The organism is Tropicibacter sp. Alg240-R139, assembly GCF_900537075.1.
Taxonomy (GTDB): domain Bacteria; phylum Pseudomonadota; class Alphaproteobacteria; order Rhodobacterales; family Rhodobacteraceae; genus Falsiruegeria.
Genome location: NZ_UNRA01000001.1, coordinates 978,673 through 1,003,374, shown reverse-complemented (window position 1 = coordinate 1,003,374; position 24,702 = coordinate 978,673). Strand labels below are relative to the sequence as shown.

The 24,702-nt window shown below is 58.6% G+C and carries 27 protein-coding genes and 1 tRNA gene; 15 read left to right on the top strand and 13 right to left on the bottom strand.

What is annotated here, in order from left to right; translation table 11 throughout:
• Window positions 1–45: 45 nt before the first annotated feature.
• Window positions 46–732, bottom strand: coding sequence for an endonuclease/exonuclease/phosphatase family protein (locus G6R15_RS04890; RefSeq protein WP_164659265.1), 687 nt, complete (start codon window positions 730–732; stop codon window positions 46–48).
• 136 nt (window positions 733–868) lie between these two features.
• On the opposite strand from G6R15_RS04890, the gene G6R15_RS04885 reads away from it, so the two are divergent.
• The gene (locus G6R15_RS04885) at window positions 869–1,744 is read left to right on the top strand and encodes a DMT family transporter (protein WP_164658643.1); all 876 of its coding nucleotides are present in this window, start codon (window positions 869–871) and stop codon (window positions 1,742–1,744) included.
• Window positions 1,745–1,872: 128 nt separating this feature from the next.
• On the opposite strand, the gene G6R15_RS04880 is transcribed toward G6R15_RS04885, so the two are convergent.
• Window positions 1,873–3,291, bottom strand: coding sequence for a YdiU family protein (locus G6R15_RS04880; RefSeq protein WP_164658642.1), 1,419 nt, complete (start codon window positions 3,289–3,291; stop codon window positions 1,873–1,875).
• 91 nt (window positions 3,292–3,382) lie between these two features.
• Here G6R15_RS04880 and G6R15_RS04875 point away from each other — a divergent pair, with 91 nt between their 5' ends.
• Both G6R15_RS04875 and G6R15_RS04870 read left to right on the top strand, forming a co-directional pair.
• Window positions 3,383–3,802, top strand: coding sequence for a cupin domain-containing protein (locus tag G6R15_RS04875; RefSeq protein ID WP_164659264.1), 420 nt, complete (start codon window positions 3,383–3,385; stop codon window positions 3,800–3,802).
• 40 nt (window positions 3,803–3,842) lie between these two features.
• A complete protein-coding gene (locus G6R15_RS04870) occupies window positions 3,843–4,733 on the top strand; it encodes a fatty acid desaturase (RefSeq protein WP_164658641.1) in 891 nt (296 codons plus the stop codon).
• Between the two features lie 70 nt (window positions 4,734–4,803).
• Here the strand turns inward: G6R15_RS04870 and G6R15_RS04865 are convergent, their stop codons facing one another.
• Window positions 4,804–5,916, bottom strand: a complete 1,113-nt coding sequence (locus tag G6R15_RS04865) for an anhydro-N-acetylmuramic acid kinase (RefSeq protein ID WP_164658640.1) — start codon at window positions 5,914–5,916, stop codon at window positions 4,804–4,806.
• A gap of 107 nt (window positions 5,917–6,023) precedes the next feature.
• Here G6R15_RS04865 and tyrS point away from each other — a divergent pair, with 107 nt between their 5' ends.
• Window positions 6,024–7,271, top strand: coding sequence for a tyrosine--tRNA ligase (gene tyrS, locus G6R15_RS04860; RefSeq protein WP_164658639.1), 1,248 nt, complete (start codon window positions 6,024–6,026; stop codon window positions 7,269–7,271).
• A 57-nt stretch (window positions 7,272–7,328) separates the two neighbouring features.
• Here the strand turns inward: tyrS and G6R15_RS22995 are convergent, their stop codons facing one another.
• Entirely contained in the window at window positions 7,329–7,457 is a 129-nt protein-coding gene (locus tag G6R15_RS22995; RefSeq protein ID WP_255456118.1) for a hypothetical protein, read from the bottom strand.
• Window positions 7,458–7,502: 45 nt separating this feature from the next.
• On the opposite strand from G6R15_RS22995, the gene G6R15_RS04855 reads away from it, so the two are divergent.
• From G6R15_RS04855 to G6R15_RS04845, 3 genes are read left to right on the top strand one after another with little or no spacing between them, the layout of a single operon-like run.
• Window positions 7,503–8,369, top strand: a complete 867-nt coding sequence (locus G6R15_RS04855; protein ID WP_164658638.1) for a GNAT family N-acetyltransferase — start codon at window positions 7,503–7,505, stop codon at window positions 8,367–8,369.
• A 53-nt stretch (window positions 8,370–8,422) separates the two neighbouring features.
• Window positions 8,423–9,178 (top strand): 3-hydroxyacyl-CoA dehydrogenase, encoded by a 756-nt coding sequence (locus tag G6R15_RS04850; RefSeq protein ID WP_164658637.1) that lies wholly within the window; start codon window positions 8,423–8,425, stop codon window positions 9,176–9,178.
• A gap of 19 nt (window positions 9,179–9,197) precedes the next feature.
• On the top strand, window positions 9,198–9,743 hold the full coding sequence (locus tag G6R15_RS04845) for a sugar O-acetyltransferase (protein ID WP_164658636.1): 546 nt from the start codon (window positions 9,198–9,200) through the stop codon (window positions 9,741–9,743).
• A gap of 4 nt (window positions 9,744–9,747) precedes the next feature.
• Here G6R15_RS04845 and G6R15_RS04840 read toward each other — a convergent pair whose 3' ends face one another.
• The 3 genes from G6R15_RS04840 to G6R15_RS04830 form a co-directional block, all read right to left on the bottom strand.
• Window positions 9,748–11,553: an ABC-F family ATP-binding cassette domain-containing protein gene (locus G6R15_RS04840; RefSeq protein ID WP_164658635.1), complete on the bottom strand. Its 1,806-nt coding sequence runs from the start codon at window positions 11,551–11,553 to the stop codon at window positions 9,748–9,750.
• Window positions 11,554–11,593: 40 nt separating this feature from the next.
• Window positions 11,594–12,340, bottom strand: a complete 747-nt coding sequence (locus G6R15_RS04835) for a GNAT family N-acetyltransferase (protein WP_240336659.1) — start codon at window positions 12,338–12,340, stop codon at window positions 11,594–11,596.
• A gap of 88 nt (window positions 12,341–12,428) precedes the next feature.
• Complete coding sequence (locus G6R15_RS04830) at window positions 12,429–12,899, bottom strand: outer membrane protein assembly factor BamE (RefSeq protein WP_164658633.1); 471 nt, start codon at window positions 12,897–12,899, stop codon at window positions 12,429–12,431.
• Between the two features lie 84 nt (window positions 12,900–12,983).
• Here G6R15_RS04830 and G6R15_RS04825 point away from each other — a divergent pair, with 84 nt between their 5' ends.
• From G6R15_RS04825 to G6R15_RS04790, 8 genes are all read left to right on the top strand, one after another.
• Window positions 12,984–13,520 (top strand): DUF177 domain-containing protein, encoded by a 537-nt coding sequence (locus G6R15_RS04825; RefSeq protein WP_164658632.1) that lies wholly within the window; start codon window positions 12,984–12,986, stop codon window positions 13,518–13,520.
• Between the two features lie 205 nt (window positions 13,521–13,725).
• A complete protein-coding gene (gene rpmF / locus G6R15_RS04820) occupies window positions 13,726–13,932 on the top strand; it encodes a 50S ribosomal protein L32 (protein WP_164658631.1) in 207 nt (68 codons plus the stop codon).
• 27 nt (window positions 13,933–13,959) lie between these two features.
• The gene (plsX, locus tag G6R15_RS04815) at window positions 13,960–15,078 is read left to right on the top strand and encodes a phosphate acyltransferase PlsX (protein ID WP_164658630.1); all 1,119 of its coding nucleotides are present in this window, start codon (window positions 13,960–13,962) and stop codon (window positions 15,076–15,078) included.
• Between the two features lie 3 nt (window positions 15,079–15,081).
• The gene (locus G6R15_RS04810) at window positions 15,082–16,053 is read left to right on the top strand and encodes a beta-ketoacyl-ACP synthase III (protein ID WP_164658629.1); all 972 of its coding nucleotides are present in this window, start codon (window positions 15,082–15,084) and stop codon (window positions 16,051–16,053) included.
• A gap of 122 nt (window positions 16,054–16,175) precedes the next feature.
• Window positions 16,176–16,478, top strand: a complete 303-nt coding sequence (gene ihfA, locus G6R15_RS04805) for an integration host factor subunit alpha (RefSeq protein ID WP_164658628.1) — start codon at window positions 16,176–16,178, stop codon at window positions 16,476–16,478.
• 18 nt (window positions 16,479–16,496) lie between these two features.
• Window positions 16,497–17,288, top strand: a complete 792-nt coding sequence (locus tag G6R15_RS22835; RefSeq protein WP_240336658.1) for a MerR family transcriptional regulator — start codon at window positions 16,497–16,499, stop codon at window positions 17,286–17,288.
• Window positions 17,289–17,347: 59 nt separating this feature from the next.
• Window positions 17,348–17,424, top strand: a tRNA-Pro gene (locus G6R15_RS04795).
• An 85-nt stretch (window positions 17,425–17,509) separates the two neighbouring features.
• Entirely contained in the window at window positions 17,510–18,586 is a 1,077-nt protein-coding gene (locus G6R15_RS04790; RefSeq protein WP_164658627.1) for a 2'-deoxycytidine 5'-triphosphate deaminase, read from the top strand.
• A gap of 272 nt (window positions 18,587–18,858) precedes the next feature.
• Here the strand turns inward: G6R15_RS04790 and G6R15_RS04785 are convergent, their stop codons facing one another.
• The 6 genes from G6R15_RS04785 to argS all read right to left on the bottom strand — a co-directional run bounded on the left by G6R15_RS04785 (window position 18,859) and on the right by argS (window position 24,571).
• Window positions 18,859–19,104, bottom strand: a complete 246-nt coding sequence (locus G6R15_RS04785; protein ID WP_164658626.1) for a hypothetical protein — start codon at window positions 19,102–19,104, stop codon at window positions 18,859–18,861.
• A 68-nt stretch (window positions 19,105–19,172) separates the two neighbouring features.
• Complete coding sequence (gene scpB / locus G6R15_RS04780) at window positions 19,173–19,778, bottom strand: SMC-Scp complex subunit ScpB (RefSeq protein WP_164659263.1); 606 nt, start codon at window positions 19,776–19,778, stop codon at window positions 19,173–19,175.
• 68 nt (window positions 19,779–19,846) lie between these two features.
• Window positions 19,847–20,635: a ScpA family protein gene (locus tag G6R15_RS04775; RefSeq protein ID WP_164658625.1), complete on the bottom strand. Its 789-nt coding sequence runs from the start codon at window positions 20,633–20,635 to the stop codon at window positions 19,847–19,849.
• A complete protein-coding gene (gene nagZ / locus G6R15_RS04770; protein WP_164658624.1) occupies window positions 20,625–21,632 on the bottom strand; it encodes a beta-N-acetylhexosaminidase in 1,008 nt (335 codons plus the stop codon). Before nagZ ends, G6R15_RS04775 begins: the two co-directional genes overlap by 11 nt.
• Window positions 21,629–22,738, bottom strand: a complete 1,110-nt coding sequence (locus G6R15_RS04765; RefSeq protein ID WP_164658623.1) for an SPOR domain-containing protein — start codon at window positions 22,736–22,738, stop codon at window positions 21,629–21,631. Before G6R15_RS04765 ends, nagZ begins: the two co-directional genes overlap by 4 nt.
• An 87-nt stretch (window positions 22,739–22,825) precedes the next feature.
• Window positions 22,826–24,571 (bottom strand): arginine--tRNA ligase, encoded by a 1,746-nt coding sequence (argS, locus tag G6R15_RS04760; RefSeq protein ID WP_164659262.1) that lies wholly within the window; start codon window positions 24,569–24,571, stop codon window positions 22,826–22,828.
• Window positions 24,572–24,702: the final 131 nt, after the last annotated feature.

Genomic DNA, 24,702 nt, shown 5'->3' with positions numbered 1-24,702 from the left:
GTACCCATGACGCAACTGGATGTTCAAAACACGATGGGTGCGACGTCATCCAGCCTGAATATCCGCCCAGATCGGCAAATGGTCTGACGCAATATGGGCCGGACGGTCCGAATGCACCCCATGTCCAGTCGCCTGCAAACCCGGCCCCAGCGCGATCCGATCCAGCGGCCCGATGGGTTGTGGCGATGGAAAGCTTGGTAACGGGGGAAGGAACCGCATCTGAGGGGCCAGATGGTCCAACACGGGCTGGCGTGACCATTCATTGAAGTCCCCTGCCCAAACGGTGGGCATCTCGGGCAGGCCCTGAATGTGACGGCTGATATGCATCACCTGCTGTTGCCGCGAATGAGACAACAGCCCCAGATGCGTGCCCACCACGCGCAGCGGGCCGATGGGCGTATCAAAAGACACCCAAACAGCGCCGCGCGGCTCTATCCCCGGCAGCGCCATTTGCCCGGTTTCCAGCTCATGCACCCCTTCGCCTCGCCAGATCACAGCATTGCCGTGCCAGCCCAGGCTACCCGCGCCCCCCAGATCGACGATATTCCAGCCCGCTTCGTCCAAAACGAAATGTGGCAGCGCCGCAGGACGCGGCGGCAGGCGTTTATCGGCCTCTTGCAGTACTACGATTTGTGCACCGACTCGGTCCAGCACCTGCAGGATGCGCCGAGGGAGACGTCGAAAATCGAGGCCTACGCATTTCTGGATGTTGTAGCTGGCCAATCGAAGCATAAAATCATGTCCAAATTCGAAGTTGTCCGCAATCTGCAGGATGTTGAGGGATAGGTCCAAGGGACGCAAGGTCTCACCCTCTGCGACACTTCCATTGTGGGTTGACATAACAACACATTGCTCATCCTTTGGGCACATGGATCAAAAACGTCCCATTGACGCCTCTGGTGCTGCCGCCCTTATCGGGATCGCGCTGCTACTCGCTTTTAACCAGGTGGTGATCAAAGTCACCGGCAGTGGTTTTGGCCCCGTGTTTCAGGCAGGTCTTAGGTCTGTCGGCGCATTGGTCTTTCTGTTGATATGGATGCGAGTCTTTCGGTCACCTATTGAACTGCCGCGCGCCGCGCTCTGGGGCGGTGCGTTGTCTGGACTGCTGTTTACAGTGGAGTTTATCTGCATTTTTTCCGCACTAGACCGGACCACGGTATCGCGCTCTTCGATCCTGTTTTACTCAATGCCTGTGTGGCTGACACTCGCCGGGCACGTGCTGTTGCCGGGAGAGCGGCTCAGTCGAATGCGCATTTTCGGGCTGGTTCTGGCCATGGGCGGCATCATCGTGGCTTTTGCCGATCGGGACGGTGGTCACGTCAGCCTGCTGGGCGATTTGCTTGCGTTGGCGGCAGCTATTTGTTGGGCCGGGATCGCGCTTGTGGTGCGGATGACGGATCTGTCTAAGGCCAGCGCCGAAATGCAACTGATGTGTCAGCTTGTGGTCTCCGCGCCCTTGCTTTTGCTCGCGGCGCCTTTGTTTGGCGAATTGATCCGCGATCTACAGCCCATCCATTTGGCCGGGCTGGCATTTCAGTCGATCGGTGTTGTGGGCCTTGGCTTTCTGGCCTGGTTTCGCCTGCTGGCGGTCTATCAGGCCAGCGCCGTTGCCTCGTTCAGCTTTCTGTCACCAGTGTTGGCGGTTCTGCTCGGCTGGGCCTTGCTGGGCGAACAAATCGGCCTGCAGATCTGGGCCGCTTTGGCACTTGTCGCCGCTGGCATCTACTTGATCAACCGTCCCTGATCATTCGGAGCTCCTCCCGCCCCCGCTTCGTGCCCTGACGGGCCTTTGCGGCGTTGGGCCGGGCGCCTCGCTTGCAGCGAGGCGCGGCACCGCAAAACGTCAAGCTTATCGTTGAGCGACTGCGTTGATCAGGTTCCGCAAAATGTCGCCTGCACAACTTCGCTTTCATCGGGTGGGCTTTGCAAATCCGCATGATCCGGCTGGTCGGCAAACGGGGTCGCCAAGACGGATTGCAACCTACGAAACAAAACATAGTCCCCAACCAGGGCCGCCTGAATCATCTGCTCTACCCGGTGGTTGCGCGGAATAAATGCCGGGTTGGTGTCAGTGATCACGACCAACGGGTTGGCCTCGGATTCGGCTCGCCCCTGCCATTTTGCCAGCCACACGTCATAAGCTGCCGGATCAATGAATTGGTCCCGCCCTTCCGGCCGCCCCAACGCCCGAAATGTATTGGTGAAATCAGCCTGATTTTGCGCCATTCGCTGCAGCAGGTCCGCGATCAACTCGGCGTCGCCGTCGTGTGCACCGGTCAGGCCCAGTTTGCGCCGGAACTGTTCCAGCCAAGCCTTTTGCAACAGATCTGGCATCGCGTGCACAACCTCGGTCGCCTCTTCGACTGCAGCCTCGCGGTCGGGCATCTGTTGGATCAATGACGTCGCCAGCTGCGCCATATTCCAGACCGCGATATCAGGCTGGTTCGAATAGGCGTACCGTCCCATCCGGTCGATCGAGCTGTAAACCGTGTTGGGATGATAACCGTCCATAAAGGCGCAAGGGCCATAATCGATGGTTTCACCAGAGATCGAGCTGTTGTCAGTGTTCATGACACCATGGATGAAACCCACGCCCATCCATTGCGCAATCAGTTTGACCTGTGCGTCCCGAACCGCGCGCAACAGCCCCATCGGACCCTTGGCGTGCGGATAGTGCCGCGCGATGGCGTAGTCTGTGAGCCGTTTGAGGTTGCCCATTTCACCTCGCGCAGCGAATATTTGAAACGTGCCCACCCGCAAGTGGCTGGACGCCACGCGCGCCAATACAGCGCCTGGCAGCGGTGCCTCACGCAAAACAGTCTCACCGGTTTCAACCGCAGCCAGCGCACGGGTCGTCGCAATTCCAAGCGCATGCATCGCCTCAGACACCACATATTCCCGAAGCACCGGCCCCAGCCAGGCGCGCCCGTCACCTTGCCGCGAATAGGGTGTGCGCCCCGAACCTTTGAGCTGCAAGTCACGTCGCAGCCCGTCCGCCCCCACGGTTTCACCCAACAGGACCGCACGCCCGTCACCAAGTTTTGGGTTATAATGGCCGAATTGGTGCCCCGCATATAGCTGCGCGAGCGGGTCAGCGCCCTCTGGCACTTCATTGCCGGCAAAAACCTGCGCCATTTCCTGAACATCGCCAGGCGCAATGCCCATCACGGCGGCCAGATCGGCGTTGAACGCTATCAATCGCGGGGCGCGCACAGGGACCGGCGCCTGTTTGGAATAGAACACGCCTGGAAGGAGCGCATAGGAATTGTCGAAGGGGATCATCAGTGTCATGGTCCGCAACATAAGTGCTGAACTCACGATTGCCATAGCACAATGCGCCCGCCCCCGGCATAGTCGCAGCAAACCCACCACAGAGGCCACTATGACCCCCGAGCAGATCATTGACCATCTAGACCTTTCCCGCCACCCCGAGGGTGGTTGGTACCGCCAAACTTGGGCAGCCGAGAACGAAGGCCGCCCCACAGGCACCTGCATTTATTTCCTGTTGCAAGCCGGGGAAAGCAGCCATTGGCACCGGGTCGATGCGACCGAGATCTGGCTGTTTCACGCCGGTGCACCGCTGATCCTGTCAATGAGTGCCACCGATGAAGGCCCGGCCACTGACCACACCCTAAGCCCTGATTTGAACGAGGGTGCGCCGCAACTGATTGTGCCCGAAGGCCACTGGCAGGCCGCGCGCAGCACCGGGAACTACACTCTGGTCAGTTGCACAGTCTCTCCTGGCTTCCGATTCGAAGGGTTCGAATTGGCAGACAAGGGATTCGACATCCCCCGCGCATGAAGCGCTTGCCAAAGGTAAATGCCGCTGACAGGTTGATGCTATGGATCATCGCACGCTCATCGCCAGCCTGCCGCCCGAGGCCAAATCACAGTTGACTGAACGGTCTGATCAGGCCGGCCTGAAACACCTGTCGCTTTATGTTGCCGCCCTGGGGCTGTGCACCCTTGGCATAGCCATGCAGGTCCCGTTTTGGGGCCTGCTGATTTTGCCACAAGGCATCCTGTTGGTGTTCCTATTCACACTCAGCCACGAATGCACCCACCAGACCCCGTTCAAAAGCCGCTGGCTGAACGAACTCGTGGGCCACATCGTCGGCCTGCTGATCGCCCTCCCCTTTATCTGGTTCCGCTATTTCCACTTGGCCCATCACAAATGGACCAACGATCCCAAGCGTGACCCGGAACTGGCGGGCAAACCGCGCCCCGGAAACTGGCCAGATATGCTAATCTACCTCAGCGGCTGGTTCTACTGGTCCGGCATGGCAAAAACGATAATCGCCAACGCCAAGGGACAGCTCGATGCCCCCTACCTGCCCGAACGCCAACATGGCGCCATGCAACACGAGGCGCGCATTTTGCTTGGCCTCTACGCTCTTGGTGCCCTCAGCCTGATTTGGTCACCGTTACTGTTCTGGGCCTGGTTGCTGCCGCTGATCACCGCCCAGCCGGTTCTGCGCCTCTATCTGCTGGCCGAACACGGACTTTGCCCGCCCGTGGCCAATATGCTGGAGAATTCGCGCACCACATTCACCAACCAGATCGTGCGGTTTCTGGCCTGGAACATGCCATATCACGCCGAACATCACAGCTTCCCCAACGTGCCGTTTCACCAGCTCCCTGCCTTTCACCGCTGGACCCAAGAGCATCTGAAATCCACATCAGACGGCTACACCCAGTTCACGGCAGACTACACCCGCAAGCTTATTCGCTAGGATCCAACTTTCATCTGGCCAAAAATATCCCGGGGGAGTCGCAACGCGACGGGGGCAGCGCCCCTAACGGCTATCCAGCATCCGGAACGCTCAAAATCCCGCCACCAACCAATGCTCCAACCCCAGTTGTTCCCGGACAAGACGTCGCCATCCCTCGAGCCACGCGTACTGCAAGATAGGCAAAAGCCTGCGCCTCAAGCATGTCGCCGTCCAGCCCCACGGCCTCGACCGGCTCGACCGTGCAATCAAGCGAGACCCGCAGCATCTCCATCAGCACGGGGTTGTGACGCCCGCCACCGGTAACCAAAACACGGGAGGGCGGCTTGGGGCAGTGTTCGATCCCCTGAACCACGCCTGCGGCGCACATACCGGTCAGGGTTGCCACAGCGTCGGCGTCTCCCAGTTCCTTCACCAATTCGATCATCTCATCAAAATCATTTCGATCCAATGACTTCGGAGGCATTCTTGAGAAATAGGGCTCAGCGAGAAATAGTTCCAGAGCGCCGGTTTCAACTTCGCCGTCTGCCGCAACAGCGCCGTCTCTGTCCATTGGCAACCCAAGGCGGGCCTGCATCAGATCGTTGATCGGCGCGTTGGCCGGACCAGTATCAAAGGCCAGCAATGCGCCCGGTTTTTCGGGTTGATCAAAGGACGGGTCAACATACGTTAGATTGCCAACCCCACCCAAGTTCAGAAAACAAACAGGCGCATCCGCCCCCACCCATTTGGCACAGGCAAAGTGAAAGAACGGCGCCAGCGGCGCGCCCTCGCCGCCCATGGCCACATCATCGGATCGGAAATCCCAGACCACCGGGCGCCCCAAAGTCTGCGCCAACTCGGCACCGTTGCCCACCTGTAATGTGCGACGCCCCTGAGGGTCATGAGCCAGCGTCTGCCCGTGAAAGCCCACAAGCTCCACGTCATCGAATCCCGCCAGGGCCGTGGCATGCGCCTGGGTCACCAACTGCCCCGCCGCATCAACAGAGTCCCCGGTCCACTGTCCCAGGCCCGCCCTCAGGACCGCGCGCTGTTCAGTGGAATAGGCCCGATAACTACTTGGTCCGAAGCCGAAAATGCGGGCGCCATCGGTCTCGATCACGGCCGCATCCACACCATCCAGCGACGTTCCCGACATCGCCCCCAAGGCCCGGAGTGGCCCGTCTTGTCTGATGGCCCTGCTCATGGCGCTATCCTTTGTTGTCCCGCACCGCAAAAACACATGGAAAATGGTTTCCCTCTCGTGGCTTTGCGCTCTATACACTGCCCCGCAACATAAACCCGAGGCAAGACATGACCTATCATCCCAAATCGGATTTCATCGCTGTGATGATCGAGCGCGGCTTTTTGGCTGACTGCACCGATTATCAGGGCCTTGATGAGGCACTGATGAAGGGTGTGCAACCGGGTTATATCGGCTTTGATGCGACCGCCAAATCGCTGCATGTCGGCTCGCTGATCCAAATCATGATGCTGCGGTGGCTGCAAAAGACTGGCCACAAACCGATCACCCTGATGGGCGGCGGCACCACCAAGGTCGGCGATCCGTCCTTTCGTGCGGACGAACGCCCACTGCTGACCGAGGCACAGATCGACGACAATATCGCCGGCATCAAAAAGGTGTTTTCGGCTTACATCGACTACGACAGCGGTGCAGACAACGCGGCCCTGATGCTCAACAACGCTGAATGGCTGGACGGGCTGAACTATCTCGAATTCCTGCGCGACATCGGGAGGCATTTTTCAGTCAACCGCATGCTTGCGTTTGAGTCGGTGAAATCCCGCCTTGATCGGGAACAGTCGCTGTCGTTCCTGGAATTCAACTACATGATCCTTCAGGCCTATGATTTCATGGAACTGAACCGCCGCTATGGCTGTGTGCTGCAGATGGGCGGGTCTGATCAGTGGGGCAATATCGTCAACGGCATCGACCTGACCCGCCGCACCATCGAAGGCGAAGTCTTTGGCCTGACGTCTCCGCTGCTGACCACCAGCGACGGCAAGAAGATGGGCAAATCTCAGGACGGTGCAGTCTGGTTGAACCCCGACATGCGCTCGCCTTATGAATTCTGGCAGTTCTGGCGCAATACGACCGACGCAGACGTTTGCCGGTTCCTGAAACTCTATACTGAACTGCCAGTGGATGAATGCGAGCGCCTGGGTGCGCTGGCCGGGTCTGAAATCAATGATGCCAAAATTGTGCTCGCCAATGCGGTGACCACGTTGTGTCATGGTGCAGATGCTGCAACTGCGGCAGCGGCGACCGCACGCGAAGTGTTCGAAAAAGGTGGTGTGGGCGACGATCTGCCCACTCTGACCATGAACGCGAGCGACTTGCCTGTATCCATTGTGCAGTTGATCGTAAAATCTGGTCTGGCCAAGTCCGGCAAAGAGGCCAAGCGCCTGATCGCCGAAAACGGTGCCAAACTGGACGATGCGCCTTTGACCGACGGCGGCCTTATGATCGACACCGGTGCTTTGTCATCGCCGATCAAGCTGAGCGCGGGCAAAAAGCGTCACGCGCTAGTGCAATTGGGTTAAGCCCTTATACTATTTTTGAAAACCGTCGCTTTCAAAAAGGCGGCGGTTCATCTTTGTTTACAGCCAAAGCCAGTCGATCAAGCTCAGGCCTGCAAAGACGGGCACCGACAAGGCAACCGCCAATAGCAAGGCCGCAGTTTTGGTCATTCGGGCGCTGGCTGCCGATTTTCCGTAAACGCGAGGCATGGTCGCATTAACCGTGATTTAGGTTTCAGATGCGTTAATCGCCTGATGTTCGATTTCGCCGCAACTGACCCCCTGCCCGCGCTGCAACAAAGCGCAGAGTTTGCCGCAGCGCTAGTGCGATTTGGTCGCGCCCCAAAATATCTGGCAGACGGGTCTGTCGCCATGAAACGCGGCCCCTTGCTGATGTTGTCACGGTACCAGACGAAAACGCAGGATTTGCCCAAAGTGTTGGCGGGCTTTCGGGGGCCTATCCTGTTGAATCCTGATCGCTTTGATCCTGACCTGTCGCAGATTGGTGCCCTGCCTCTTTTCAGCCCAGCAACATGCGCCGAACTGGACCTGACTGGCGATCTGCGGGCCCGGCTCCATCAGAAGTGGCGCAATCGCCTAAAGCAGGCAGAACAGCAAAACCTGCGTGTCGCCCGCCAAAACATGCCCACCGACCCACATCATTGGCTGCTAAAAGAAGATGCCCACCGACAACGTCACCGCGGGTACCGCAATTGGCCTGCAGCGCTGACCTGCGCGTTCGCGGAAAGGAATCCCGGTCAGGCCAAGTTGTTCACGGCCTTTGTCGGCAAGTCCCCTGTCGCGGGGCTGTTGTTGCTGCGGCACGGGTCGGTTGCTACCTATCACGTGTCCCATACCATAGCGCAAGGACGCCACCTTTGCGCGCAGAACCTGCTTATGTGGCAGGCCATGACCTGGGCCGCCCGCAAGGGATTACAACGGCTGGACCTTGGCGTGATTTCGACCGAAGACGCGCCGGGGCTCGCGCGGTTCAAACTAGGCACTGGGGCACAGATGCGCAGGTTGGGTGGAACATGGCTCTGGTGGCCCCCGTTGGGCAGAACGCTGCGTCCCCTCGCGGCGCTGGACGCCAAGCTGATGAGTGGTGACTGGACAGGCTGACGTCCGCGTGATTATTTGAACATATGTTCATATCACGGGGAGAGGAACCCAAAATGGAATTGTCCACCACAGCCGCGGTGATCACCGGCGGCGCTTCGGGTCTGGGCGAAGCCACCGCCCGCCACTTTGCCAACAAGGGCGCGCTGGTCACCATCCTGGACCGCGACGCTGAACGCGGCCCCAAAGTTGCCGAAGAAATCGGCGGCTATTTCGCGCAGACCGATGTCACCGACGAAGCTTCGGTCGCGGCTGCCATCGCGCATGCCATGGACAAAATGGGCAAGATCACAGCCTGTGTGAACTGCGCCGGCATCGCCTATGGCATCAAGACCGTAGGCAAAGACGGCCCGCACCCGTTGGACGCTTTCCAGCGCACCATCGACATCAATCTGGTGGGCACCTTCAACGTTTCGCGTCTGGCTGCGATGGAAATGGGCAGGAACGAACCAGAGCCAGATGGCGGGCGTGGCGTGATCATCAACACTGCCTCGATCGCTGCCTTTGACGGCCAAAAGGGCCAGGCCGCCTACTCGGCCTCCAAAGGCGGTGTTGTGGGCATGACCCTGCCCATGGCGCGTGATCTGTCGTCAAGCGGCATTCGCGTAAATACCATCGCACCGGGCATCTTCATGACCCCTATGCTGGCCGGTCTCCCTGAAGAGATCCAAGCGCAGCTGGCTGCGGATGTTCCGAACCCTGCCCGCTTGGGCGATCCGGCCGAATACGGGCGTCTGGCTGGGTTCATGGTTGAGATGGGCTATTTGAACGGTGAAGTCATCCGTCTGGACGGCGCGCTGCGGATGCGTTGAGTCGAAACAGGGGGCGCAGATGACACCGCTGCAAAAAATGTTGACCGGAGACTGGTACAGCTGCCTAGATCCCGAATTGGAGGCGCTACGCGATCGTGCCCGGACCGCCTTGTTCCGGCACAATCATCGCGCCCCCGATAAACGCAGGGATTTGATTCCCGAACTGGTAGAATTGTTCCAAACCGTTGGCGAGGATTGTTATATTGAGGGGCAATTTCATTGCGCTTATGGCATGAATATCTCGTTGGGGGATCGGGTATTTCTGAATACCGGCTGCACCATTCTGGATTCGGCGACTGTTCAAATCGGAACCGACACAATGCTGGGACCGACCGTTCAGATTTATTGCGCCCAACACGCCAAAGAGCCGCAAGCGCGCAAAGACGGGATGGAATTTGCCCTGCCCGTCACCATTGGCGAAAACGTGTGGATCGGCGGCGGCGCAATCATCATGCCTGGTGTCACCATCGGTGACCGGGCAATCGTTGGTGCGGGCAGCGTCGTGTTAAAGGATGTTCCCGATGACGGGCAGGTTGTCGGCAACCCCGCCCGTCTGTTGCCCTGAATTCTCAGCCCTCAGCCTTTTCCTCAAGCAGCAGCCATTCCTCTTCGATGGCAGCGAGTTTTTCCTGCCGCAGCACCAAAGCCTCGGTCGCTTTTTGGAACTTGACTGGTTCGCGGGTGAAAAGCTCGGGGTCTGCCATCAATTCTTCGAGTTTGGCAATCTCGGCCTCAAGGCGCTCGATTTCGGCGGGCAGCTTTTCAAGGCGGTGTTTTTCGGTATACGAAAGCCCGGATTTCGGCTTGGGTTCTTGCTTGATATTTGGCTTGTTTGCTTTTGATTTTGTGGCCTTTTCCCCACCCAACGGACCGCGTTGCGCGATGTAGTCGCTCCAACCACCGGCATAGACCGTAGCGCGACCGTCGCCCTCCATTGCGATGGTCGTCGTGGCCACCCTGTCCAGGAAATCGCGGTCGTGACTGACCAGCAGAACGGTGCCGTCATAGTCATCCATAAGCTCTTGCAGCAGATCCAATGTTTCCACGTCCAGATCATTGGTCGGTTCGTCCAGCACCAACAAATTCGAGCTTTGCGCCATCAGCTTGGCCAGCAAAAGCCGCGCCTTTTCCCCACCCGAGAGCGAGCGAACAGGTGCACGGGCCTGGCGTTCGTCAAACAGAAAATCCTTGAGGTAGCCCACAACATGCTTTGGCGTGCCGCGTACCATGACCTGATCAGCCTTGCCGGACACGCGCATTTCGGGATCCCCCGTCAGGCTGTCCCAAAGGCTCATGTCAGGGTCCAACTGCGCACGGGCCTGATCAAAGACGGCGATATCCAGGTTGGTGCCCAGCTTTACTGTTCCCTCGTCCGGGGTTTCCTGCCCCAACAACAGTTTGAGCAACGTCGTCTTGCCGACACCGTTGGGTCCGACAAAAGCCACCCGATCGCCGCGCTGCACCTGAAGGTCAAAATCTCGTGCGATCTGCTTGTCACCATATGATTTGGCGATGCCTTCGACCTCAATCACTTTGCGGCCGGATTTGGGGCTTGCGTCCAAGGCAAAATCCGCTGTGCCTTGCCGCTTGATCTGCCCCGCACGTTCTGCGCGCAGGTTTTGCAAGGCGCGCACCCGTCCCTGATTACGCTTGCGCCGGGCGCTGATCCCTTCCACGGCCCAACGGGCTTCGGACTTGATCAGGCGGTTCAGCTTGTGGCGTTGCATGTCCTCTTCTTCCCAGACCTGGTCTCGCCAGGCCTCGAACGCTTCGAACCCTTTCTCCTGCCGCCGCACCTGCCCCCGGTCGATCCAAAGCGTTGCCCGTGTCAGCGCACGCAGGAACGCACGGTCGTGCGAGATCAGGACAAAACCTGCCCGAGTCGCGCCCAGTTCACGTTCCAGCCAGGCGATCGCCTCGATATCCAGATGGTTGGTCGGCTCGTCCAGCAACATCAGATCCGGCGCTTCCGCCATCAGCTTGGCCAACGCTGCGCGCCGTCGTTCACCACCCGAGGCCGTTTCGACAGCACGCGCGGGATCAAATTTCAGCCCTTCACCCGCGCGTTCCACCTTGTACAGTTCTCCGGGTTCCAGTGCACTGGTGGCATAATCGCCAAGCGTCGCAAAGCCCGCCATCGTTGGGTCTTGCTCCATGTAGCCCACGGATTTTCCTGGCGGCACAACGATGGTGCCTTCGTCCGATTCAACCAGACCGGCCATGACTTTCATCAAGGTGGATTTCCCCGAACCGTTGCGCCCGACCAAGGCCACACGGTCACTGGGTTGAACCACCAGATCAAGTTCGGAAAACACCGGATCACCGCCGAAGGTCAGCGAAATCCCAGACATCTGCAAAAGAGGTATAGTCGACATAAGCGCTGACTATGTCAGCACGCGGGTCGTTGCAACAAGATCAGGTGACGCCGCTCGCCACACCTCGCAAAAGCTTCTTGCGAGCGGGCGGAATCGACTGGATTTCAACTCCGGTAAAAACATGCAGTGTGTTCATCTGCTTGTCGACCACTGCATGATCACTGACCCACCCCCCCATCATCAGATAGGTGCGCAGCAGCGGAGGCATCCCGAGCATTGCCTTTTTGGCATCCGGCTTGCGCCGTAGCCGAGCTGCATAGCGGAACACATCGGGGGCTTTGACCCGTGGCAACCAGCATTTGGGGGCCAAGTGGCGGTGTTTGAGCATGGCGAAGGCATCCAGATACTCTTCGGTCGCGGTGCCAGCAAAGGACGAGCAACCAAAGAGCATTTCAATCCCGTTGCCGTCAACAAAAGTGGTCATTGCACCCCATGCAACACGCAGGACATCGGGATCGTTCAGCGCAGGGTCGATGCAAAAACGCCCCATCTCGACCATGCGGCCCTGAAAATCACCAAGCGCGGAGAGATCATAGTATTGGGCGGAGTAGCTGTTAGAGACCTCGTGCCCGCCCTCCATGATCAGCATTCGAAAACAGCACACCAATTGGTCCGCTTCGGTATCCTCGATCAAGATATGGGCGCAGAAATCATCAAAAGTATCCCGATCCAGAGCAGTCGTACCAAAGGCTCTTGTCCGCAAGTGTTGGGCGGCCAGAATATCCCCCGCTCCACGACCAACGCGAGCGCAGTAGCGACCTTTGCTCAGAAGTGTCCCAGATGCCAAGGTCTCGTCCTCCGCAAGATCACGTCTCAACCGTAGCCAAGCCCCGCCTAGCATACAAGATGTGACACCGGGGTGACCGATTGTCGGCTTACTGGCTCAGAACCGAACCGGGGTTGAAGTTACCCAGGTTGCCAAGCAGCTGACGCAGGAAGGTCTTGTCCTCGATGCTCGAGTCGGTCACGCGGCGTTCAAGCGGGATCACCCGGCCATCGGCCAAGCTGAACCGTTCGATATTGCGCACCACCCCACGTTGGTCGAAGCTGATAGCAACGAGCTGACGTGAGACCACCTGAGGTTTGACGGGCCCATAGTGGCGCATCCGGGTAGAGACATAGTAGTATCCGCTTTGCTCAAGCACGCCGGAAGAGGTGGGCGCCCCAACCGCCTGTATCACACTGTCTCGCGTGTCCACTCCAACCTGAACCTGGGCCAGGTCTTCCTCGCTGGGAACATAGCCATGATTGCGGTACATTGAGGTGCAGGCTGACAAGATGCCAACCGTTGCGCCCAGAATGGCGATACGGTACGCCGATTTCAGCAGGTCTGCGGTCTTGAACATGTCTGCCCTCTTGCCTTGGCTGTAGACGCCTTTTATCCCGATTACAGAAACCGAGCCTCTGGTTCAACCAACGAAAGTTGTTTCATGTCCGACAAAACTGTGTGGCGGGTCGCGGATCTGCCGCAAAATGCGCCGACTTCTTTTGTGCTGCGCCCCGATGCAAGCACCCAGAGCCAGATTCAGAGCGACCTGGCGTTGCTGGGCCTGCGCAAGCTCAGCTTTGCGGGTCAGATCACAGCCTGTGGTAAGAAAGACTGGGAAGTCACAGCCGTTCTGGGTGCCACCGTGGTACAGCCCTGCGTGGTCACGCTCGACCCTGTGACGACGAGGCTGGATACCTCCGTGCGGCGCATTTTGCTGACCGACTGGGTCGACCCAGATGATCCCGAGATCGAAATGACCCAAGATGAAGACGCAGATCAACTGGGCACGGAAATCGACATTTTTGCAATGATGGTCGAAGCTTTGGCGTTGAATTTGCCTGAGTATCCGCGTGCAGGCGAGGCTGAACTGGGACAATTGAATATCACTGAGCCCGGAAAGGCGGCTATGACAGACGAAGATGTCAAACCCTTTGCGGGTCTTGCAGATTTGCGCGACAAGCTGAAAAAAGAGGAATGACAGCGCCTGTGAAAGCTGTCATAGCAGCCCTGCAGAAAAACACCCTTGCGCAAACCGAGAATCGCAGTATTTTCGCGCGCTCATCGGAATTACGGTTGGACATTGCGGCGGCACAGGCCTAAACGCGCGTCACACCACGAGAACGAACACTGAAACTCGGCCCAAGGGAACAATTCCCGGGCCCACTGAGACAAAGGTTGAGACAATGGCTGTCCAACAGAACAAAGTATCCAAGTCGCGCCGCAACAACCGTCGTGCGCACGATGCTCTGGTTGCTGCAAACCCGAACGAATGTTCGAACTGCGGCGAACTGAAGCGTCCGCACCACGTTTGCGCAGCATGCGGCCACTATGACGACAAAGAAATCGTCGCTCAGGCCGACGAGATCGATCTGGACGAAGACGCAGCCTAAGTCCTTGCAGATACAGGCCACGCAATAATGACGGCTCAGCCCGATCAGATCGGCACTCCCGCCGGGCGCATCATTATCTCGGTTGACGCAATGGGCGGAGACGCCGGTCCGTCGGTCGTGGTGGCAGGTATTGCACAGTCAGCAGACAAGAACCCGGACATCGGTTTCATTCTGCATGGCCCCGAGGATACATTGCGCCCATTGGTCGCCAAGCGACGCATCCTGGATGGACGCGTCGCTTTTCGCGATTCTCAAGACGTTGTTACGATGGAGGACAAACCCAGCCAGGTCGTGCGCCATGGCAAGGGAACCTCGATGTGGTCGACGCTGGAATCGGTGCGCAAAGGCGACGCGGCTGGTGCGGTTTCGTGTGGCAATACCGGTGCTTTGATGGCGCTCAGCATGATGCGCCTGCGCAAATTGCCCGGCGTGAACCGCCCTGCCATCGCCGTTCTGTGGCCGTCAACCAACCCGCAAGGGTTCAACGTGATGCTGGACGTGGGCGCCGACATTCGCGCTGACGCCAAGGACTTGCTGCAATATGCGCTCATGGGCGCCTCATACGCCCGAAATGGGCTTGAGCTGAAACGCCCGCGCATCGGGTTGCTGAATGTGGGCACCGAAGAGCACAAGGGCCGACCTGAACTAAAAGAAGCGCATGCCATGATCTCGGGCTTTGCCGAGGCCGCAAGTTTCGATTTTGTTGGTTTTGTCGAAGGCGGCGACATCCCTGGCAACAAGGCTGACGTCATCGTGACGGACGGGTTTACCGGCAATGTTGCGATCAAAACGGGCGAAGGCACCGCCAGTCTGATTGGCCAACTGCTGCGCGAGGCGTTTAAGTACTCGCCCTTGTCACGCTTGGCTTCGGTCTTGGCTATTACATCGCTTAACCGCTTGAAAAAACGTATTGATCCACGCCGGGTCAACGGAGGCGTTTTCTTGGGTCTCAACGGCACGGTGGTCAAATCCCACGGCGGTGCTGACGCCACCGGCGTGTCGTCTGCGGTCAAACTGGCATTTACGCTGGCGCAGTCAGGTTTTGCCGAAAAACTGGCCGCACGGGTTGCATCCACCGTCGAGCTTACCCAAGATGAGGCTCACCCAGCGTCAGCAGACGCAGAAGGACAAGAAGGGCAAAAATAACCCATGACAGGCCGCGCAGTCGTCACAGGTGTCGGGCATTATCTGCCTGAACGCGTCGTACCCAATTCCGAATTCGAGACGATGCTTGATACGTCCGATGAATGGATTCGGGCCCGCTCGGGAATCGAGCAGCGACATTTTGCGGCCGAGGGTGAAACAACCTCGCAACTCGCGGCCAACGCAGCGCGTGCGGCGCTGGCCGATGCTGGGTTGGAACCGGATGATATTGACGCCATCGTAGTTGCCACATCGACAGCCGACCTGACCTTCCCCTCTGCCGCGACCATGGTGCAGTCGACTTTGGGTATGACGCGTGGCTTTGCCTTTGACGTTCAGGCGGTTTGCGCCGGATTCGTTTATGCGCTCAGCAATGCCAATGCTCTGATAATTTCGGGTCAGGCAAACCGGGTGCTTGTCATCGGGGCCGAAACCTTCTCGCGCATCATGGATTGGACGGATCGCTCGACCTGTGTTCTCTTTGGCGACGGCGCAGGTGCTCTTGTTCTGGAAAAGCAGGACAGCGCCGGCACGACCGAAGATCGCGGCATCCTGTCGGTCGATCTGAATTCGGACGGTCGCTACAAGGATCTGCTCTATGTTGACGGGGGTGTCTCCACCCAAAGCACCGGTCACCTTCGGATGCAGGGCAACCAAGTGTTCCGCCATGCCGTTGAAAAACTGGCGAAAACCGCCGAATCAGCATTGACCAAAGCAGGTCTTGGAAACGCCGATGTCGATTGGATTGTGCCCCATCAGGCCAACATCCGCATCATTCAAGGCACAGCCAAGAAGATGGGCTTGCCGATGGACAAGGTGGTCGTCACAGTACAGGATCACGGCAACACCTCGGCGGCCTCGATCCCACTTGCCCTGTCCGTTGGCAAGGCACGCGGACAAATCAAACAAGGCGATCTGATCGTAACCGAAGCCATCGGTGGTGGGTTGGCCTGGGGCGCGGTTGTTTTGCGCTGGTGATCCGGCACAACTGACCCTGCGGCAACTTGGCGCGATGCAGCGCAAAGCGCCTGACGCAATTCATTGATATTGACAGGGAAATTCCAGACGCCCTATGCTCTTGCAAGGACATGGGGGACGGTATGGGTGAAAAAACTCTAACACGGATGGATCTGAGCGAAGCGGTTTTCCGCGAAGTTGGCCTGTCGCGCAATGAAAGCGCACAGCTGGTGGAAAGCATGCTCGAACATATGTCGGACGCTTTGGTGAACGGCGAGCAAGTAAAGATTTCTTCATTTGGAACTTTTAGCGTTCGGGACAAATCGGCCCGCATCGGCAGGAATCCAAAAACGGGTGAAGAGGTGCCAATTCAGCCTCGACGCGTTCTGACCTTTCGGCCGTCGCATTTGATGAAAGACCGGGTCGCGGCCGGAAACCGAAAATAGCTTTAGGAATACAAACCCATGAGCAAATCACCTGACGCCTTTCGCACCATTAGCGAAGTTGCGGAGTGGCTGGGGATTCAGGCCCATGTGTTGAGGTTCTGGGAAAGCAAATTCACCCAGGTCAAACCCGTCAAACGTGCAGGCGGGCGCAGGTATTACCGCCCTGCCGACATGCTGCTGTTGGGTGGCATCAAGCGGCTGCTGCATGATGATGGGCTGACAATCAAGGGTGTGCAAAAAATCTTGCGCGAACAAGGCGTGGCCCATGTATCCGAACTGTCGCAGGGTCTGGATGAGGCGGCAGTGGTTGAGCCGGTGCAAACTGACGACACGGTTGTTCAACTACGTGCCAGGAGCACGCCAGATGATGTAACCGACGGGCAGATGGGTATGGACCTCCCTGCCCCGGACAACGCCGCAGAGCCCCCCGCACAGGAACTGCCTTCGTTCCTGACCAAACCATCCCGAATCAAAACCGAACTGCCGACCGAACCACAGCAAGCCTCGCTGAAAATAGACCCGTCTGACGAGCTTGCGGTTGCCGAAGACAAAGACGGAGCCCCTGCTCTGGAAGCCGTATCTCCGGACGGCGAATCCGCCGCCGTGGCCGAACCCGCCGAACATCCAAAGCCCGCCCGCGTGGATGTACCCGAAGTGCCTGCCGATGACATGATCGACGCCCATAGTGGCCTGCTGACAGGCCTCTTGGCCGTTGGCACACTCACGCCCGAGCAGGCGATCGGCTTGAAACCACTGGCGGCGCAATTGCGCGCCTGGGTCGGGCGGCAAGAGGCAATTTCGGCAGGATGAAAAAAGGCAATGATTTCCTCTTGCCCCTGCCGTGAAAACCGTTATGAACGCCACATCGTCGGGCTATGGCGCAGCCTGGTAGCGCGTCCGTCTGGGGGACGGAAGGTCGCAGGTTCGAGTCCTGCTAGCCCGACCAAATCACACCGACGATACAAACTGAGGCGATCCCGAATGGGGAGCCGGACCGGGTGCCGGAGCCTCTGCCAAGGGGGAGAGGCCTGATGACGGGCGTGTGTCCAAACCAGCAAATCGAAACGATGATTACCGACGGCGTCATCGGCGCCGAGGTCGCAGTTCTGCCTGAACAGGTTCAGCCTGCGAGCCTAGATTTACGTCTAGGAACAAAAGCTTATCGCGTGCGTGCTTCGTTCTTGGCAGGCGACGGCAACACTGTCGCGGACCGCCTTAAAGAGTTCGAAATGCACCAGATTGACCTGTCCCAAGGTGCGGTTCTGGAAAAGGGCTGCGTGTATCTCGTACCGCTGCTCGAATCGTTGGCTCTGCCGGGCGATGTAAGCGCAGCGGCGAACGCCAAAAGCTCGACCGGGCGGCTGGATCTGTTGACGCGAACAATCACTGACGGCGGAACCGAATTCGACCGGGTGGCCGCAGGTTACACCGGGCCGCTTTATGCCGAGATCTGCCCCCGCTCTTTTTCCGTCCTGGTGCGGCCGGGAATGCGTTTGAACCAGATTCGGTTTCGTAAAGGACAAGCCGTTCTGACCGACCCAGAGTTGAGCGCCCTGCACGCGCAGGCGCCGCTGGTGGATGGCCAGGCTGTCATTCAGGACGGGTTGGGATTTTCGGTCGATCTGCGTCTAGAGGGCAGCGATCTCGTGGGCTATCGGGCAAAGCCCCATACCGGCGTCATCGACTTGGATCTGATCGGGCAATACGACCCAGCCGAATACTGGGAGGAAGTGCGCAGTTCCGACGGGCGCATCATCCTTGATCCTGGAGCGTTTTACATTTTGGTCAGCCGCGAGGCAGTTCACATCCCACCGCAATACGCAGCCGAGATGGCTCCTTATCTGGCAATGGTTGGGGAGTTCCGGGTTCACTATGCGGGCTTTTTCGATCCCGGCTTTGGCCATGCTGCGGCGGGGGGAACTGGCTCGCGCGGGGTTCTTGAAGTGCGCTGTCACGAGGCGCCTTTTGTGCTGGAGCACGGTCAAGTGGTCGGGCGGTTGGTCTATGAACGAATGTCAGAGTTACCGACACAACTTTATGGCGCAGGCATTGCATCGAACTATCAAGGTCAGGGTTTGAAGCTGTCTAAACACTTCAAGAGCGCCTGACAAATTACTGATATACCATCGATTTCACGTCGCGAGGCTGCGTGCCCAGTGGCGAAACCTAAATGTAAATATTTCTGAGCGTTCGGGGACTCCTGCCGGTCGTCGATGTTTCTGACGAAACAGCTCCTCCCGTTGGGCCGGGCGCCGTGCTCCGCACGGCGCTACGCCCCAGACCGCTGGCGTGGCCGACACAGTCGGGACCGCCCGGGCGCAGGAGTTCCCCCGTCTGCAAGCTCACTAGTTGCGGCGACTGAAAAACCTGTAGATCCCGCTCAACCCTGCTTTTCGGTCCTTGCCGCCCGACGCGCTTGACGAATTGCACGGATGCGTTCGCGCTCTTCTGGCGACACCTTGGGTTTTGTCTGGGTATCGGCTTGTACATCAGGAGCCGGCGGCGCTCGGCGCGACTTGGGTTTACCCATCTTTGCTGCGGCATCAAACCCGGCGTTAACACCAGTATTGACCAGCCTACGCATCACCGTCCGCATGATCATGTTGATAATCTGGTTCGTATTCATGGCATTTGCCTTTATGACTGCTCACCCACAATCTACATGAATTTCACAATTTTTCCACGCAGAACCGATCACTCTTCCTCGAAGAGTTCCGGTTGGCCGTCATCGCTGTCTTCCTCGCTCCGGTCGTCAGCAAGCGGCATAGAACCCGGCGGAGGACGGTTCTCCAGCAACCCGGCCGCGCGCAACTCCTTGAGACCCGGCAAATCGCGGGCGCTTTCCAGACCAAAATGATCCAGAAATACAGGCGTCACGACAAAGGTCACTGGACGACCTGGAGTCATGCGGCGACGGCCCAGGCGAACCCATTCCATCTCGATCAGTTGATCGATGGTGCCCCGCGATACGGACACACCACGGATCTCTTCGATTTCGGCGCGCGTACAGGGCTGATGATAAGCGATGATCGCCAGTGTTTCGATCGCGGCGCGGCTAAGCTTGCGGGTCTCGACCGTTTCTTTCTGCATCAGGAACCCCAGATCGGGCGCCGTACGCATGGCCCATGCTTCGCCCACTCGGACAACGCGGACACCACGCCCCTCGTAGCGACTACGCAGATGCTCCAGAGCTTGTCCCGCGTCGCACCCATGAGGCATACGATGTTCCAGATCACGCACGGTGACGGGTTCGGTGCTGGCAAAGAGCACCGCCTCGACCATCCGTTCCTGCTCGGCCATAGGCGGGGCTTCGAACAGGCTGTCGATTGCGTCTTCTGTCTTGTCCGTCACGCGTGGTCTGTCCTCATTTATGAATTGGGCCTTTTTCGCAGTTGGATCGGTGCAAAGCTGTCCGATTGCTTGATCTCCAGATGCCCTTCCTTGACCAATTCCAGCGAGGCCGCAAAAGTCGCGGCAGTGGCCGAGCGTCGGCGCATCGGGTCGGCCCCCCACCCCTCTGGCAGATAACTGACCATATCCGTCCAGCTTCCTGCAAAACCGATCAGTCCACGCATTCGATCCAGCGCTTGTTCCATTGTGAAAACTGAATCGCGGTCCATCACAAAGGGACGGAATTCATCGCGTGTGCGAATGCGGGCGTAGCCCTGCATCAGATCCAAAAGCGTTGCAGAATAGGTCACAGTGCGGATGCGGGTCACGTCCTCGCTCTGACCGCGCGCAAAGAAATCACGCCCCAAACGGTCCTGCCCCATAAGCCGTGCAGCGGCGTCCCGCATGGCTTGCAAACGCTCCAGCTGAAACGCAAGATGTGCAGCCAGTTCTTCGCCGGTAGGTCCGTCTTCGCTGGGATCAGGGGGCAACAGCAGGCGGGATTTCAGGAACGCCAGCCAAGCCGCCATCACCAGATAGTCAGCCGCCAATTCGATCCTCAGTTCCTTGGCTTTTTCCACAAAAGTCAGGTATTGCCGGGCGAGTTCCAGAACCGAGATTTTGCGCAGGTCAACCTTTTGCGTGCGCGACAGCGTCAGCAGCACGTCCAGGGGCCCTTCGAACCCGTCCACATCAACAATCAGCGCCTCGGCAGCAAGCCGTTCGGCGACCGATGTCTGATCTTCGGTGAAAAGGTTATCCGTCATACACCTGCCCGTTCATGAGCTGAGATAGTTCCGCTTCGGCGGCCTTTATGTCAAGCTCATCGGGCTTTTTGCGCGCTGCAAGGGCGCGGTCTGCGCGGGTTTGCGCGGTCTGGGCCATCTCGCCAGCAGCTTCGGCGGCCTCGGCCCGATCCGACAGCGGTCCGTTGCAATGCAAAACCACATCGCAGCCCGCGGCAATCGACGCGCGCGAACGCTCTGCCAGCGTACCTTCAAGCGCTTGCATCGAGATGTCGTCGGTCATGATCAGCCCGACAAAGCCAATGTCCTCGCGGATCAGCTGCATCATCCGCGTCGAAATCGTCGCGGGTTGCGGGTCAATGCGGTCATAGACCAGATGCGCGGTCATGCCCAAAGGCAAGTCGTTCAACGCGCGAAAAGGCTCAAAATCCGTATCGAACAGCTCTTCGGGCTCTTGGTTCACGCGCGGCAGATCATAGTGACTGTCGAGCGTCGCACGCCCGTGTCCGGGAATGTGTTTGACGATTGGCAGAACGCCACCGTCCAAATGTGCATCCGCCACGGCACGACCCAAGGCCGAAACCTCGGCCGCAGTTTCCCCGTAACAGCGGTTGCGCAAGAATTCGTGGGTCTGAGCCCCAGCTATATCCACCATGGGCGCGCAGTTGCTGTCTATTCCCAGCGACCAAAGCTCGTGCGCGATAAGGCGATAGCGTAGATACATCGCGCGTGCAGCATTGCCGCCCGCAATCTTCACATGTTCCAACGGCGGTAACCACCCACGCGCCAACGGCGGGCGCAGGCGCTGCACGCGCCCGCCTTCTTGATCAATAGTGATGGGGCAGTTGTAGCCCACGGTCTCGCGCAGCTCGTCACACAACGCGCGAACCTGATCAGCGGTGTCGATGTTGCGGGCAAACAGGATAAACCCAAAAGGGTTCACCGCGCGATAGAGAGCTTTTTCTTCGATTGTCAGCCGCAGACCTTCGGCCCCCAGGATCGAGGCGCCAAACCTCATCGCGCGGTGACCGGGATACAATCGGCACGCTCTGCCACCAGGGCGGAACAGAAACGGCGCGCGTCGCTCAGATCGTCAAACCCCATGGCGCGCAAGCGATAGAAGGTACGACCGCCACTGCTGGCTTTTTGGATCACCCGTTTTTTGCCGTCCATATAATCGCCAAACCGTGTGTTCAGACGATCCCATTCGACACGGGCAACTTCGGGCGTGTCGTAAGCGCCAAGCTGCGCCAGACGCGTGCCAACTGGCAGGGCTTCAGGGTCCACATCCAAGCCAGCGGCAGTTTCAACGGCTGCGTTGATGGCCGCGTTCAAGGTGGCGCTTTCGCTTGTCGTCGACGGCACAGCACGAGCCGGGCGAACCTGCGGGCGCAGGGATTGTCGCACGCCGGGAGCGCTCAGAACTGCGGGGTCAGGCTGCAATGCAATCAGATCGGCGGGATCAATGGCAACTTCATCTTCCACGGCATCCGTCAGGGATACCGGGCTTGGCTGCACGATTGAGGCAAGTTGGGTGTTTTCAGCCGATACCGGGTCACTGCTTTCAACCAGCGGCTCGACCCCTTCTGTCAGTTCCGCCACCAACGCATCAACAGCACCGTTCTGGAACGACGAAACCGCCTGTTCAGACAAAGAAACGGGTTGTGCGGAAGTTTGCAACGCGACCGGAGTCGGCTCCAAATCGCCCATCGGAGCGTCGTCTTCACTTAGTGAAACAGGCTTGGGTGCCAGAACCAGACGATCCGGCGGCGGCGCAGCCGTGCCTTGGGCTGCAACGGTGTTGACTGCCAAGCCTTGATGATCCGCGGGCGTTCCGCCGGGGCTAGCAGGTTGAACCCGCATCGGCCCTTCGATGGCGCGCACAACCGGCACGCCACTGACATCACGGCTGATCAGCTTATAGCCCCATACCCCCACGCCCACGACCAACGCGATCGAGGCTGCTGCGCCCAAAAACCCGGCGATCTGGCCGAATTTAGCCGAGTCTCCCTCAGGCTCGGGATAGATGTCTTCAACATATTCAGACGCCTCCAATTGGGGCATCTGATAGGTGTAATTCACCTGTTGCGGGGGCACCTGCCCCGAATAGTCAAAACTTGCCATGTCCGCCTCACTGCCCCGATTGCACGGACGTTGCCGTGCTCAGGTTCTCTTTTTCGTCTGCCTCGGACCGGCGGTTTGGCGAGTTTGTTACCGCATTTCCTGCGCCGGTTTCACGCCAAGAATACCAAGGCCAGCCGAAATCACAACGGCAACTGTCTGTGCCAACGCAATTTTTGCCTGACTTGTGGCGGCATCGCCATCCTGGATGAACCGCAGCTCATGCAATTCGTTGCCACGGTTCCACAGCGCGTGAAATTCGCCAGCCAATTCATAGAGGTAAAAGGCAACGCGGTGTGGTTCGTTCGTGCGTGCCGCAATCTCGACCAAGCGCGGCCATTCGGCCAGCTTCTTGGCCACAGTCAGCTCGGCCTCGTGCCCCACTTTGACCAGATCGGCGGCTTTTAGTGTGGCTTCATCCGTCGCGATCCCAGCCTCGGCCGCACGACGCAGAACGCTTTGGATCCGGGCGTGCGCATACTGAACATAGAACACCGGGTTTTCGCGACTTTGTTCCAGCACCTTGTCGAAGTCGAAATCCAGCGAGGCGTCGTTCTTGCGGGTCAGCATCACGAAACGGGTCACATCCGGTCCCACCTGATCAACAACATCACGCAGGGTGACGAAGTTGCCGGCACGCTTGGACATCTTGAACGGTTCGCCGTTTTTCCACAGTTTCACCAGCTGCGTCAGCTTGATATCCAATGGCACTTTGCCATCCGACAGCGCGGATACAGCCGCCTTCATCCGTTTGACATAGCCGCCGTGATCAGCACCGAACACATCAATAAGTTCGTCGAAACCTCTGGAAACCTTATCGAAATGATACGCGATATCTGGTGCGAAATAAGTCCAACCGCCGTCCGACTTTTTCACCGGGCGGTCGACGTCGTCACCGTGTTCGGTGGATTTAAACAAGGTCTGCTCCCGCGGCTCCCAGTCTTCGGGCTTCTTGCCCTTGGGGGGCTCCAGCACGCCTTCATAGATCAGGCCCTTGCTGTCCAGACTTTCCAACGCGGCCTCAATCAGGCCGGTGCCATAGAGTGATTTTTCAGAAAAGAAGACATCCATTTTGACGCCAAGCTGCAAAAGGTCGGCGCGGATCAGATCCATCATCGCCTCGGTGGCAAAGTTGCGGATCTCTTCCAGCCAGACATCTTCGCCCTTGCCGACATAGGCGTCGCCGACCTTGTCCTTGAGCGTCTGACCGACCTCGACCAGATACTCACCCGGATAGGTGCCATCGGGGAATTCGACCGCCTCGCCGTGCGCTTCAAGGTACCGCAGGTACACCGAACGCGCGAGGACATCGACCTGCGCGCCACCGTCATTGATGTAATATTCACGGGTCACATTGTATCCGGCATAATCCAGAAGGCTTGCCAAAGCGTCACCAAAGACCGCGCCACGGGTGTGGCCCACGTGCAACGGACCGGTCGGGTTGGCCGAGACATATTCGACGTTGACCTTCTTGCTCTGCCCCATGTCGGACTGGCCATAGGCCGTGCCCTGTTCCAGGATTGTGGATAGAACTCCGTGCCACGCCGCATCCGCCAGTCGCAGATTCAGAAACCCTGGGCCAGCAACCTCGGCCAACGTTACACGCGCATCATCGGCCAGCTTTGCGGCCAGAGCATCCGCAATGTCGCGCGGCTTCATCTTGGCTGGTTTCGCCAACACCATGGCGGCGTTGGTGGCCATATCGCCATGAGCTGCGTCGCGCGGCGGTTCCACGGCGACATTGTCAAAGCTCAGCCCCTCGGGCAGGGTCCCTTCGGCCTGCATTTGCGCAAGCGCGTCCAGCACGAGGCTGCGGATCTCGGAAAACAGGTTCATTGCGATGTCCTTTTGCTTGGATGGCGGTTTACCACGCAAAGCGCCAAGGTCAATGTCGGCACGCACAAGGTTTCACTTGGCCCATGTCATTTCCCGGTTAGGGTCAGGGCAGATCAATCGATTGGAGCCTC

What these genes read in the sequence shown, in the direction of transcription:
- G6R15_RS04890 (WP_164659265.1), bottom strand. Translation starts at nt 732, where the DNA reads ATGCTTCGATTGGCCAGCTACAACATCCAGAAATGCGTAGGCCTCGAT.
- G6R15_RS04885 (WP_164658643.1), top strand. Translation starts at nt 869, where the DNA reads ATGGATCAAAAACGTCCCATTGACGCCTCTGGTGCTGCCGCCCTTATC.
- G6R15_RS04880 (WP_164658642.1), bottom strand. Translation starts at nt 3,291, where the DNA reads ATGACACTGATGATCCCCTTCGACAATTCCTATGCGCTCCTTCCAGGC.
- G6R15_RS04875 (WP_164659264.1), top strand. Translation starts at nt 3,383, where the DNA reads ATGACCCCCGAGCAGATCATTGACCATCTAGACCTTTCCCGCCACCCC.
- G6R15_RS04870 (WP_164658641.1), top strand. Translation starts at nt 3,843, where the DNA reads ATGGATCATCGCACGCTCATCGCCAGCCTGCCGCCCGAGGCCAAATCA.
- G6R15_RS04865 (WP_164658640.1), bottom strand. Translation starts at nt 5,916, where the DNA reads ATGAGCAGGGCCATCAGACAAGACGGGCCACTCCGGGCCTTGGGGGCG.
- tyrS (WP_164658639.1), top strand. Translation starts at nt 6,024, where the DNA reads ATGACCTATCATCCCAAATCGGATTTCATCGCTGTGATGATCGAGCGC.
- G6R15_RS22995 (WP_255456118.1), bottom strand. Translation starts at nt 7,457, where the DNA reads ATGCCTCGCGTTTACGGAAAATCGGCAGCCAGCGCCCGAATGACCAAA.
- G6R15_RS04855 (WP_164658638.1), top strand. Translation starts at nt 7,503, where the DNA reads ATGTTCGATTTCGCCGCAACTGACCCCCTGCCCGCGCTGCAACAAAGC.
- G6R15_RS04850 (WP_164658637.1), top strand. Translation starts at nt 8,423, where the DNA reads ATGGAATTGTCCACCACAGCCGCGGTGATCACCGGCGGCGCTTCGGGT.
- G6R15_RS04845 (WP_164658636.1), top strand. Translation starts at nt 9,198, where the DNA reads ATGACACCGCTGCAAAAAATGTTGACCGGAGACTGGTACAGCTGCCTA.
- G6R15_RS04840 (WP_164658635.1), bottom strand. Translation starts at nt 11,553, where the DNA reads ATGTCGACTATACCTCTTTTGCAGATGTCTGGGATTTCGCTGACCTTC.
- G6R15_RS04830 (WP_164658633.1), bottom strand. Translation starts at nt 12,899, where the DNA reads ATGTTCAAGACCGCAGACCTGCTGAAATCGGCGTACCGTATCGCCATT.
- G6R15_RS04825 (WP_164658632.1), top strand. Translation starts at nt 12,984, where the DNA reads ATGTCCGACAAAACTGTGTGGCGGGTCGCGGATCTGCCGCAAAATGCG.
- rpmF (WP_164658631.1), top strand. Translation starts at nt 13,726, where the DNA reads ATGGCTGTCCAACAGAACAAAGTATCCAAGTCGCGCCGCAACAACCGT.
- plsX (WP_164658630.1), top strand. Translation starts at nt 13,960, where the DNA reads ATGACGGCTCAGCCCGATCAGATCGGCACTCCCGCCGGGCGCATCATT.
- G6R15_RS04810 (WP_164658629.1), top strand. Translation starts at nt 15,082, where the DNA reads ATGACAGGCCGCGCAGTCGTCACAGGTGTCGGGCATTATCTGCCTGAA.
- ihfA (WP_164658628.1), top strand. Translation starts at nt 16,176, where the DNA reads ATGGGTGAAAAAACTCTAACACGGATGGATCTGAGCGAAGCGGTTTTC.
- G6R15_RS22835 (WP_240336658.1), top strand. Translation starts at nt 16,497, where the DNA reads ATGAGCAAATCACCTGACGCCTTTCGCACCATTAGCGAAGTTGCGGAG.
- G6R15_RS04790 (WP_164658627.1), top strand. Translation starts at nt 17,510, where the DNA reads ATGACGGGCGTGTGTCCAAACCAGCAAATCGAAACGATGATTACCGAC.
- G6R15_RS04785 (WP_164658626.1), bottom strand. Translation starts at nt 19,104, where the DNA reads ATGAATACGAACCAGATTATCAACATGATCATGCGGACGGTGATGCGT.
- scpB (WP_164659263.1), bottom strand. Translation starts at nt 19,778, where the DNA reads ATGGCCGAGCAGGAACGGATGGTCGAGGCGGTGCTCTTTGCCAGCACC.
- G6R15_RS04775 (WP_164658625.1), bottom strand. Translation starts at nt 20,635, where the DNA reads ATGACGGATAACCTTTTCACCGAAGATCAGACATCGGTCGCCGAACGG.
- nagZ (WP_164658624.1), bottom strand. Translation starts at nt 21,632, where the DNA reads ATGAGGTTTGGCGCCTCGATCCTGGGGGCCGAAGGTCTGCGGCTGACA.
- G6R15_RS04765 (WP_164658623.1), bottom strand. Translation starts at nt 22,738, where the DNA reads ATGGCAAGTTTTGACTATTCGGGGCAGGTGCCCCCGCAACAGGTGAAT.
- argS (WP_164659262.1), bottom strand. Translation starts at nt 24,571, where the DNA reads ATGAACCTGTTTTCCGAGATCCGCAGCCTCGTGCTGGACGCGCTTGCG.